Here is a 6773-nt window from a genome sequence, read left to right as displayed (position 1 = left end):
CCTAGCACTTTCAATATTTAGATAGCACAGCTTTGCTTAACGATGCTAAATAGCGTCTCAGCATTTTGATCTTGCGTAGCAGTACGATAGGCAGAAGTCTGAGTATATTGACCATACTGTGCGCGTACGCTAGCGGCTGAATCACAGTTAGCAACACTTTGTAGGGCAGATAAATGAGCACCTTGGCCTGAAGCTAGATCTTTTTCAACACTTGGGAAGGCTTCTTTAATCAAAACCGCAGCTCTAACGTTACCACCTTGGCAAGTTTCAGGAGACATAGAGTCAGAAGTAGCAGCCGTAGTACCTAAATCCCAAGTCACGTTAGAGATAATAGCTAAGATAGGGCTAGAATTACCAAACAAAGCACCACCAATACCACACTGCTTATAAATCTGCTCGATAGTGCGACCAGTTTCTGCCGTTTTAAAGCTAGAACCAAGATCGGCATTAGCTGCGCTAAATGGAATCATAGCAGCAACAACTGAAGCGAACGCAATTTTTTTCAACATAAAACTTCCTCGAAAGACGATAAAAAATAGATTATTTGACCAAAAATCAAACTTATTATGAGTATATTTCATAGATACTCTAGAATAATGTTTAACCTTATGCATTCTACAAAATAGTAAGAATATAGCAAGGTTTTTTTACATTATATTATCTATTACTATTTGAGCTCTCATAACGATAATTATGCTATATCGATAGATTTGGTCTTTATATATTACCTATTTATATTACGTTATTGGCTTTCCAGTATTTTGTCGGCTTCTTTATGAGAATCACTCTTTATAAGACTAGTTTTAGTACCTACGTCATCATTATTTTTGCTAAAAAATAGCTATTTTTCCTTAAAAAACAGCTATTTGACCTCATGAGTTTTTTACACGGCAGTAATAATATGACAAGCTAGCTCTTGTAGAATCCCCTATTATTCATACTCATAGGGAGTATAGATAACGTAGGCAAGAGCATCTGTCTATTTTATTAATTGCTTAAAGGTATTAAATGTCTTATTTAATCAAGTCTTTGGTTGTCACTTTATCGCTACTACTTAGCACCACAGTTTTTGCAGCCAATACCAGTTACTACGGCAGTAAGTTTCATGGCAAGCGCACAGCGAGTGGTAGTATCTTCAACATGAACTCTTTAACCGCTGCACATCGCACGTTACCGTTCGGTACGAAGGTACAAGTAACCAATCAAAAGACAAAGCAGAGCGTCGTTGTAAAAATCACGGACAGAGGACCTTTTATTAGAGGTCGTATCCTTGATTTATCAAAAGCCGCTGCTGGTGAAATAAACTGTCAGCTTTGTACGACCACGATGGAAATACTGTCGTACGGTGATGGCAAATATCGTAAGGAATAATGTAATAAAAAAGGGATGGCTTATGCCATCCCTTTTTCATGTCTGTTTATATAACTAACTATCTATAACGCTTTATGCGAACTTAGCTTCCATCTCTTCTAAAGTCGTCATTGATAGTAGTAACTTCTCTTCATTATCACTATGTTGCTGCTGTAGCGCCGTTTGCTCATTGAGCAATACAAGCAAGTCAGACTTACGGCTCTCTTCGTATAGCTCAGTATCAGCCAGCTTTTCCTCAAGTGTCACGAGCTGCTTATCAATCTTAGCCAGTGTCTTTTCTGTTTCCTCTATCTCGCGGCGGATAGGTGCTGTCATTTTGCGTTGTTCAGCCGCTAGCTTACGCTGCTCTTCTTTACTAAGTGCAGGCGCCGCAGCTTTACTATTTGATGAGTTATCAGATGCTTTGTTGCTTACTTGGCTACTGTCTGTTTCACGTGAAACAAACTTCTTACTCTCTTTTTTACTTTTTTTCTTACCGGTATTCTTATCTGATGCGTTCTCTTGCTTGCGCTTCTCTGCTAGCCACTTGCCATAGTCACCAATGTCGCCATCGAACTCTTCGATGATGCCATCATGTACCAGATACAGCTCATCACAGACATTGGCAATTAGTTCTCGATCATGCGATACCAGTACCACTGCGCCTTGGAAACCTTGCAAGGCTATGGTCAACGCTTGACGCATTTGTAAATCCAAATGGTTGGTTGGCTCATCAAGCACAAGGACATTTGGACGTTGCCAAACGATCAATGCTAGCGTTAGACGTGCACGCTCACCACCTGAGAATAGCTCACTTGGTGTATCAATACGCTCACCGCGGAAGTCAAAGCTACCCAAAAACGAGCGTAGCATCGCATCAGAGGTTTTACCTGCTAGGCGACGTAACATCTCTATAGGCGTTGCTTGGGCATCTAGGATATCCATTTGATGCTGATTGAAATAGCCTAGCTTTAGCGTATCCGAAACACGATACTTCCCTGTTAATACGCCAAGCTCACCGACTAACGCCTTAATCAATGTTGATTTACCAGCGCCGTTCATACCCAGTAAGCCGAGACGGGTATCAGGGGTTACCTGTACATTGGCATTATGTAGAAGCGGTGTGTCACTATAGCCAATATCTGCGTTGGTCAGCTCAATCAGCGGTGAGCTCATGTTTGCAGGCTCATAGAACTGGAAGGAGAACGGGTTGTCAGCCATCATTGGTGACAGCTCTGCCATGCGCTCTAACTGCTTAATACGGCTCTGTGCTTGCTTAGCTTTACTGGCTTTGGCACGGAAACGACGAATGAAATCATCTAAATGTGCCTTAGTTGCTTCTTGCTTTTCAAACGCTTGCTGCTGCTGCGCCATACGTTCGTGACGGGTACGGATAAACTGCTGATAGTTACCAGTATAAAGGGTGATTTTTTGCTGCTCTACATGCAGGATATGACCGACTGTCGCATCTAGAAATGCCTGATCATGCGAGATGACGATGACCAGACCCATGTAGGCATTAATCCATGTTTCAAGCCACAGGATAGCATCCAAATCCAAATGGTTGGTTGGCTCATCAAGTAACATCAAATCAGCACGGCTCATCAAGGTTTTGGCAAGGTTTAAGCGCATACGCCAACCACCAGAAAACCCTTCTACAGGCAGCTCATGCTGGCTAGTCTTAAAACCAAGACCTGCCATAATTTGTGCTGCTTTGGTCGGCGTACGATATCCGTCGATTTCATCGAACTGCTGGTGTAGCACACCAATTTGCTCATCACTGACACTGCTCAAATCATTTAGCGCAGCATTAATTTCATACCACTGCTCATCACCGCTCAATACATAATCGATTGCAGACTGCGTCGTAGCACCAACTTCCTGTGCCATGTGCGCCACATGCCAGCTATCAGGAATACTGACTTCACCTTTATCAAGGGTGACTTCTGTATCGCCTGTACCCATCTGCGTCAGTAACAGCGCAAATAAAGTAGATTTGCCTGTGCCGTTGTTGCCCGTCAGTCCAACTTTGTGACCTGGATGGAGCTGAAAGCTTGCACCTGCAAACAATTCACGACCATCACGGCGAACACCAACGTCTTTAAATTCGATCATATAATTTCTTCATCTCAACAATAATATAGATATAGGGCAATAAGAAACACACATAGGGTATGCCAACTGGCGGCTATTATTTCAAACGCTTGCCACATAGGCAAACAATTAAATAACTATTTCAAAACTAAGTATTTATTACGCCAAACACCTTATGTTGTACAAGCGACTCTTGAGCTCATACATGGTTGTTACTATTATAAAGGTTATGGCCGTAAAATACCGTAATATGACTAATAAGCTTTAAGACTGCCTAATATTATTAAGTAGTGTTTTATATAGGGCGTGTTGAACATTCAAATGTGGTGCTGGCAGTGACTATTTTTTAGACAATATGCCGTGAAATTTTTGATGCCTAGTCATTCTAGGTTAAACAATTTCGCCATGTATTGGCAAAAAAGAGTACTGCCCTGAAAGGCTGATGCTAAAATCACCCCAAAGGTCGTTACAAGCCTAGTTAAGGTCTCGACATTATCGTCGGCTTGCGCCTAGTTTGGTGCAATTTTAGCGATCAGCAGCCCTAATATTTGAATGTTCAACACGCCCTAGTCACACGCTATTATTTTTTAGTCTGGTTATTGGTTTAGCCCATTGACGCAGTTATTTTAAAAAACACATTATCAAAATTGGGACACTGCTATTCATTAGTAAAATTCAGTAGTTGCATCACTCTTGACAAACGAATCAGCACCCCCATTATGATATACTGCTAAAAGATAAGTGCCCACTATCAATAGAGCCAATAAAACGTTGTGGTGGCACAAATACTATTTTGAAATTGTACAAACAGCTTATAATGCACCAATAGCTTTGCCATAATGACAGCACCCAATTAAATCAAACGCCGTGCGTATCTTTATTTGCAAGTATCCTATTGCAAACCCAAACAGGACGACGACCGCATTTGATCCTAGCAACTGAGGTAGATATGAACGAATCAGCCAACCAATTTAGCCCAAGCTCAAGCCAGCCAGTAGACCCAACCGTATTAAGCCTAACTGATAGTGCGGCGCAAAAAGTACGCCGTCTACGTGAAGAAGAAGGCGATAGCGATCTTATGCTACGTGTCTATGTGACGGGTGGCGGTTGTTCTGGTTTCTCTTACGGGTTTAACTTTGCCAACGATCTAAACGAAGACGATGCCAATTTTGATAATGGTGATGTGACGTTAGTCGTCGATTCGCTAAGCTATCAATACTTGCAAGGCTCTACCGTTGACTACACCGAAGGACTGGAAGGGGCACGTTTTGTCGTGACCAATCCAAATGCCACGACCACGTGCGGCTGCGGTTCGTCATTCTCTATATAAGCTAAATAGACGCGGTCGCGCTATGGTTATTAAGATAATGCGATATTGTGCCAATACTATGTCAAATGGCTGGTAGGCATAATGAACAAAGCATCTATCTCTCAGGTAGATGCTTTTTTTATCAAACTGTCTGGCCAGAATAACGCTATATTCGAGATGAATTTGTATTAAAAACAGGGTCAAAATCCTCACAAATCGCGTTGCCTAAAGCTTATCGTATTTGTAATTGTTCGTGGTTTTAACCACGGCTTTGAGCTAAACTGACGGGATTATTGACCGAACATTTAACCCTTTTATGGACAAACGCCCATCGTGCTTTGATCCGCCATAATAAATAACAATAGATGACTATTATGAGTAATTTTGCGAGTAGCTTTGTTAATTTTGACATTCCCAATTGGTTTGACAGCCAGCATTTAACGGGTATGCTCCGCGGTATTGAAAAAGAGGGCCTGCGCGTAAAACCTGATGGTTTTTTGGCACAGACGCCGCATCCAGCCAAACTCGGATCAAAATTGACCCATCCTTTTATTACTACCGATTATTCAGAAAGCCTGCTTGAGCTTATCACCGAACCAAAAGCTTCGCCAAAAGAGACACTCAATATGCTGCGTCAATTGCATGTATTGGTGTATCAAGGCATGCCTGACGGCGAGCTGATGTGGCCACTATCTATGCCCTGTATGTTGTCTTCTAAAGATGAAGATATTCCACTGGCTGATTATGGTAGCTCTAATACAGGTAAGCTAAAAACCCTTTATCGCAGCGGTCTTGGTATCCGCTATGGTCGCCGTATGCAGACGATTGCTGGTCTACATTACAACTTGTCTTTTGGTGATACGTTGTTTGAGACGTGGCAAGCGCATAGCCCAGCTGCACAAGAGCAGACATTGACAGAGTTCAAAAACGAAAAATACCTAGGGCTTATTCGCAACTTTAAGCGACTGACCAGCATTGTGTTGTATTTACTGGGTGCAAGTCCAAGCGTATGTCCTTGCTTTGTTGCTGGGCGTGAGCATGACTTAGAGCTATTGAACGACTCAACCTACTATAAACCGACTGCCACCAGTCTGCGTATGGGTAAGCTTGGCTACACCAATAGCGTGCAAGAGCAGCTAGATATTCGTTATAACTATTTGCCAGAGTATGTCGCTGGACTACGCCGCGCGATCCAAACACCGCATGAGAGCTTTGCCAAGCTTGGTCTGGAAGATGAAGATGGCAACCCAATTCAGATCAATAATCATATCCTTCAGATAGAAAATGAATACTATAGCCCTATCCGTCCTAAGCAAATTGCGATGAGTGGTGAGACACCAACCGAAGCGCTTGAGCGTCGCGGTATTGCTTACGTTGAGTTTCGTGCGATTGATCTTGATCCTTATAGCGATGTTGGTATTCGTCTCTCTAGTGCTTGCTTTTTAGAAGTGATGGCGCTCTACTGTCTATTCAGCGATTCACCTGATTTGCTGCCTGAAGAAGAAGAAGCACTCGCTATTAACCTAGAGCGTGTGGTCAACGAAGGTCGCCGTGAAGGTCTGCACATCATCAATAACGGTCAAGAGCAATCGCTTGAGGGCTGGATGCTGATGCATTTGGAGCGTATGCAGCCACTTGCTGCATTGCTAGATGCTCATTATGGTGGCAATGACTACCGTGCTGCAGTGGCATTGATGCAGGGCAAAGCCGGACATTCTGAGTCGACTATCTCTGCACAAGTAAATTCCGACAGCAAACGCTTAGGTAGTCTATGGCAGCTTGGTTTTACATTAGCGCAGCAGCATCGCGAGTCATTATTGCAGCAGACTCTCAGTCCAAACACCCAAGCGAAATACGAAGTATTGGCAGAAAAGTCTATCTTGCAGCAGGCTGAGATTGAGAAGTCTGAGACAGAAGACTTTATGGACTTTTTACAGCAGTATCGCTAAGGCGTGATTACTAGCTTTTGATTACTAACTTTTAACTGCCAGTTATTGATTGCTGAATTCTGATGACTAGT

At 42.7% G+C, this 6773-nt stretch carries 5 protein-coding genes; 3 read left to right on the top strand and 2 right to left on the bottom strand.

Going from position 1 to position 6773, the window contains the following annotated elements; translation table 11 throughout:
• Nucleotides 1–17: 17 nt before the first annotated feature.
• Nucleotides 18–509, bottom strand: a complete 492-nt coding sequence (locus CXF61_RS08085) for a DUF3015 family protein (RefSeq protein WP_193834202.1) — start codon at nucleotides 507–509, stop codon at nucleotides 18–20.
• A gap of 499 nt (nucleotides 510–1008) precedes the next feature.
• Here CXF61_RS08085 and CXF61_RS08080 point away from each other — a divergent pair, with 499 nt between their 5' ends.
• Nucleotides 1009–1371, top strand: coding sequence for a septal ring lytic transglycosylase RlpA family protein (locus tag CXF61_RS08080; RefSeq protein WP_057757673.1), 363 nt, complete (start codon nucleotides 1009–1011; stop codon nucleotides 1369–1371).
• 72 nt (nucleotides 1372–1443) lie between these two features.
• Here the strand turns inward: CXF61_RS08080 and CXF61_RS08075 are convergent, their stop codons facing one another.
• Nucleotides 1444–3465: an ATP-binding cassette domain-containing protein gene (locus CXF61_RS08075; RefSeq protein WP_165597831.1), complete on the bottom strand. Its 2022-nt coding sequence runs from the start codon at nucleotides 3463–3465 to the stop codon at nucleotides 1444–1446.
• Nucleotides 3466–4393: 928 nt separating this feature from the next.
• Here CXF61_RS08075 and erpA point away from each other — a divergent pair.
• Together erpA and gshA are read left to right on the top strand one after the other, a co-directional pair.
• On the top strand, nucleotides 4394–4774 hold the full coding sequence (gene erpA / locus CXF61_RS08070; RefSeq protein WP_057757666.1) for an iron-sulfur cluster insertion protein ErpA: 381 nt from the start codon (nucleotides 4394–4396) through the stop codon (nucleotides 4772–4774).
• Nucleotides 4775–5127: 353 nt separating this feature from the next.
• Nucleotides 5128–6702 carry a glutamate--cysteine ligase gene (gene gshA, locus CXF61_RS08065; RefSeq protein WP_165597830.1) on the top strand — a complete coding sequence of 525 codons (1575 nt, stop codon included), beginning with the start codon at nucleotides 5128–5130 and terminating at the stop codon, nucleotides 6700–6702.
• The last annotated feature ends 71 nt before the right edge of the window (nucleotides 6703–6773 follow it).

Source organism: Psychrobacter sp. 4Dc, assembly GCF_002836715.1.
Taxonomy (GTDB): domain Bacteria; phylum Pseudomonadota; class Gammaproteobacteria; order Pseudomonadales; family Moraxellaceae; genus Psychrobacter.
This window is presented reverse-complemented; position numbering and strand designations above follow the sequence as displayed.